Origin of the sequence: Pseudomonas sp. R28(2017) (assembly GCF_002112505.1) — a bacterium.
In the GTDB taxonomy this organism is placed as follows: domain Bacteria; phylum Pseudomonadota; class Gammaproteobacteria; order Pseudomonadales; family Pseudomonadaceae; genus Aquipseudomonas.
Window position 1 is genome coordinate 1 of sequence record NZ_NEHW01000032.1, and the last position, 4,006, is coordinate 4,006.

At 64.7% G+C, this 4,006-nt stretch carries 5 protein-coding genes; 2 read left to right on the forward strand and 3 right to left on the reverse strand.

Features of this window, described 5'->3' with window-relative positions:
* The 3 genes from CAF78_RS27410 to iacA form a co-directional block, all read right to left on the reverse strand.
* A partial coding sequence (locus tag CAF78_RS27410; protein WP_143515128.1) for an aromatic ring-hydroxylating dioxygenase subunit alpha occupies positions 1 to 360 on the reverse strand: 360 nt, incomplete at its 3' end.
* A gap of 15 nt (positions 361 to 375) precedes the next feature.
* Positions 376 to 738, reverse strand: coding sequence for an IacB protein (locus tag CAF78_RS27415; protein WP_085673223.1), 363 nt, complete (start codon positions 736 to 738; stop codon positions 376 to 378).
* Positions 739 to 755: 17 nt separating this feature from the next.
* Positions 756 to 1,925, reverse strand: coding sequence for an indole-3-acetate monooxygenase (iacA, locus tag CAF78_RS27420; protein WP_085673222.1), 1,170 nt, complete (start codon positions 1,923 to 1,925; stop codon positions 756 to 758).
* Positions 1,926 to 2,443: 518 nt separating this feature from the next.
* On the opposite strand from iacA, the gene CAF78_RS27425 reads away from it, so the two are divergent.
* Positions 2,444 to 3,367: a LysR family transcriptional regulator gene (locus CAF78_RS27425; RefSeq protein WP_085673220.1), complete on the forward strand. Its 924-nt coding sequence runs from the start codon at positions 2,444 to 2,446 to the stop codon at positions 3,365 to 3,367.
* Between the two features lie 279 nt (positions 3,368 to 3,646).
* Positions 3,647 to 4,006: aromatic ring-hydroxylating dioxygenase subunit alpha (locus tag CAF78_RS27430; protein ID WP_143515130.1), on the forward strand; the 360-nt coding region annotated here is incomplete at its 3' end.

A 4,006-nucleotide genomic window follows, 5' to 3' on the forward strand; every position in this document is an offset into this window, starting at 1 on the left:
CGAACCGTCGAGTGCGTAGCCCCAGCCGTGGTACGGGCAGACGAAGCTGTTGGTCTTGCCCTTCTTGTGCTCGCAGACGGTGGCGCCTCGGTGGCGGCAGCGGTTGAGCAGCACGTTGATGCCTTTCTTGCGGTCGCGCACCACGATCACCGGCTGCTTGCCGATGTAGGTGGTCTTGTAGCTGCCGGCCTCGGGCACTTCGCTTTCGTGGGCGACCCAGATCCAGGTGCTGTGGAAGATCTTTTCCAGCTCGGCATCGAACAGCGCCGGGTCGGTGTACAGGGAGGTGTGAACGCGGTCGGGCTGCACCAGCTCGGCCGGGTCGACCGTCAGGTTGACGGCGGGGATCAGGTTGGTCACGGCATGGTCCTCGAATCAGGCGCGCTGGATGATCAGTTCGCGGCCGACACGGGCCTCGACCTTGGCGTAGCGCCACAGCTTGTACGGCCCCTCGCCCACGGCGGTGGTGCGGAACAGGTTGCAGGCGGCGTGCACGGTCTCGATGTCCGGCACGTCGGCCAGCAGGTAGGTGGTCCAGGGGAAGCCGTCGGACGGGCCGACCATGCCCTGGTCGTCATCCATGTTGCCCAGCACGTTGACGCCGGCCAGGTCGTGGATGCCGTTCCACATCGCGCTGAACGCGGCCCACACCTGCAGCTGCTCCTCACGCGGGGCGTCGAAGAAGTTCTGGTTGATGCCCATGCAGAACAGCACGCGCAAGGCTTTCTTATCGCTCATGTCAGTAATCCCGAAAGTTACAGGTAGCCCGGCAGGGGCTGTTTGCCGAAGAACATCGCCCCGGCGTTCTGGTAGGTGACGTCACCCATGAAGGCGTGCTGGGTCACCACTTGCGCATCGTTGACGCAGCGGGCCAGCGGGCTTTCGTTGTAGATGCCGGTCATGCCCGAGAGCATCTGCGCGCTGCGCGCCACTTCGGCGGCCACGCGCGCGGCATGGGTGGAGGACAGGCGCAGCAGGTTGGTGACCTCGATCGGCACCGGGTCGCCGGCCAGCACATGGGCCCAGGCCTGCTCGATGGACTCGTAGAAGAACGCCCGCGCCGAACGCAGCGCCGCCTCGGCCTTGGCCACGTCGACCTGGGCCAGTGGGCGGTCGGCCAGCGCCGGGGCGCCGGTGACAGAGATGCGCCCGCTGGCCATGCCCGACAGCTCGTCCAGCGCGGCGCGGGCAATCCCCAGGCCGACCACCGAGAGCACCTGGGTGGCGAACGACAGCGACGGGTAGCGGAAGAACGGCTCGTCGAGGTTGGGCTTGCCACCGCGAACGAAGGTCCACTGCTCGCCAACCACCACATCCTCGACCAGCAGGTCGTGGCTGCCGGTGCCGAGCAGGCCGACGGTGTCCCAGGTTTGCTCGATGCGCGCCTGGCTGCGCGGCAGCACCGCCAGGCGCGGCAGGTCGAGCTTGTCGCCGTTGCGCGGGGCGATGCCGACACCGACGATGTCGGCGCCCATCGAGCCGCTGGAGTACTTCCAGCGGCCGTTGACCTTGAAGCCGCCAGGCACGATCTCGGCCGGTTGCGGCGGGAAGATGCCACCGGCGAACACGGTGTCGGGGCTGTTGCCGTAGATTTCGGCGATGGTCTCCAGCGGCAGCGCCGCCAGGTACACCGGGCTCATGCCGAAGCTGGCGACCCAGCCGGCCGAGCCGTCGGCATGGGAAATGCGCTCGATCATTTCGCAGAAGGCACCCGGCGAGCATTCCAGCCCGCCAAAGCGTTTCGGCACCAGGGCGCGGTATACGCCATGGGCCTTGAAGGCATCGATCACATCGCGGGAAATGTGGCGCTGGCGATCGAACTCACCCAGGCGGGCACGTTCACGTACCCCGTCAAGCAAGGCCTCGAAGGCAGGGCCAGAGGCGAGCGCCGACACAGGCGCGGCACGCAGGCAAAGCGAATCCATGGACATTCTCCGTCTCAGGCGCGGTTTTCGTGTTGTTTGGCAGGCGGCGAAATGGCCAGGCTCGGCAAGGGCGAGCAGCGGCCACGCAGGGGGGCAAAGGCTGGGTCGGGCGGCATGGTTCTGTCTCTCTTGTTTTAGGTGCCGGTGACAAAAATTTGCGACCGATTACGTGAATTGTCAATTGAATTTTCACGCTAAAAATCACCATGACCGCTAGGTTTTTCATCCACTCAAACGATCTAAAACACCCTATATCATTGATTAAAATCAGTTTTTATATCGATTGCAGCTCACGAAAAATCCGCTAAAAAAACTAACCACGCATGCCAATATGCCGAAAAATTTTTAGTCGACTTTTCACATGATTCCGGAGAGAAAAAAGCTGGTGTAGGATGGCCAGGCAAGGAGCGCAACAAGGTCGGCCACCCGAGCCGCGCCCATAAAAACAACAGCCAGCGCCCCACCCGGATCGATGGGGACACGCCAATGCCTGCCGTGATTACCCCGAGGTCGAGGCCATGCCCACCCGCCACATCGACTTGCAGGACCATCGCCTGCGCTATCTGCACCTGAGCCATGACAAAGGCTCCATGCGCGCCGCCGCCGAAGCCCTGGGCGTCGCCACCTCATCGGTCAGCCGGCAGATCGCCCGGCTGGAAGAGGAACTGGACATCGAACTGGTCCGCCCTGGCACCCACCGCATCAGCCTGACGGCTGCCGGCGAGGCTGCGGTGGACTATTACGTCGAGCGCATCCGCCAGCACGCCCAACTGGTCGATCGCCTGGACCAGCTGCGCGGTCAGCAGCAGGCGTCGACCGTGATCGCCATCGGCGAGGGCCTGCTGGGTGCCCGGGCGATCAATTCGCTGCAGGGGTTTCTGCATGCCCATGGCGCGCACAAGGCCGAAATCATCAGTGCGCCCTCGCTGGACGTGCAGCGCCGGGTGCTGGCCGACGAGGCGCACCTGGGCGTGATCTTCGCTCCCAGCGCCACCGCACGCCTGACCCGCCTGTACAGCCTGGCCCAGCCGCTGCGCATGATCGTGCACCGCGACAGCCGGCTGGCCGCGCGTACCACGGTCAGCCTGGAAGACGTCGCGCGCGAATCGCTGGTGCTGCCGGGTGCCGACTTCCGCGTGCGTGAACTGGCGGATGCGGCCTGCAAGGACCAGCCGTTCGCCATCGTGCCCACGCTCACCTCCAATTCGCTGGCGGTGATCCTCGATTTCGTCCGCTCCGGCATGGGCGCCACCTTGCTGGCCGAGTTGCCGATCATCGACGAGCTCAAGAACGGCACGTTCAAGGCGCTGGCCATCGATTGCCCGGCGATGAATGCGACCGATATCCAGATCGTCACCCGGCGCGGGCGCACCCTGGATGGATTGAGCCGCGAGCTGGCCACGGAGATGGCCAGGGCCGTGCGCATGGCAATGCATTCCTGAAGTTTGCTCTGCAGAAAAGGTAGAACCTCACACCGCCCTGTGGGAGCGGGCTTGTCGGGGCGCCGAACCGCCGCGAAGCAAGCAACTCGGTGGATGGCACCGGCTCTGCCGGTGTTCGCGGGCAAGCCCGCTCCCACAGGGATTGCGCCAGCGTTGTCTTTTGAGCAACAGGGCGTTGTTGCACAAAACGCAACGACATTGCCCGCCGCTGTCATTGAGCCCCTCCCCCCTGCCCTTTAGCGTTGCTCACATAAGAAATCGCCCCACATAGGTGACCCCGTGAGCAACCTGATCCCCGCCGTCAACCTGACGGTCGACCCGGCCGAGCTGGTGCAGCCCGACCGCGTCCACACCTCCCTGTACACCGACCCGGCCCTGTTCGACGCCGAGCTGGAGAAGATCTTCCACAGCACCTGGATCTGGGTCGCCCACGAGAGCGAAGTGCCCGAGGCCGGCAGCTACAAGACCACCTACATCGGCAAGCAGCCGGTGATCGTGGTGCGTGACCGTAAAAAGGGCATCAACGTGCTGCTCAACCGCTGCCGCCATCGTGGCGCCACCGTGTGCGAGCACAAGAAGGGCAAGACCAACAGCTTCGTCTGCCCGTACCACGGCTGGGGCTACGCCCTCGATGGCTCC

What these genes read in the sequence shown, in the direction of transcription:
- CAF78_RS27415 (WP_085673223.1), bottom strand. Translation starts at nt 738, where the DNA reads ATGAGCGATAAGAAAGCCTTGCGCGTGCTGTTCTGCATGGGCATCAAC.
- iacA (WP_085673222.1), bottom strand. Translation starts at nt 1,925, where the DNA reads ATGGATTCGCTTTGCCTGCGTGCCGCGCCTGTGTCGGCGCTCGCCTCT.
- CAF78_RS27425 (WP_085673220.1), top strand. Translation starts at nt 2,444, where the DNA reads ATGCCCACCCGCCACATCGACTTGCAGGACCATCGCCTGCGCTATCTG.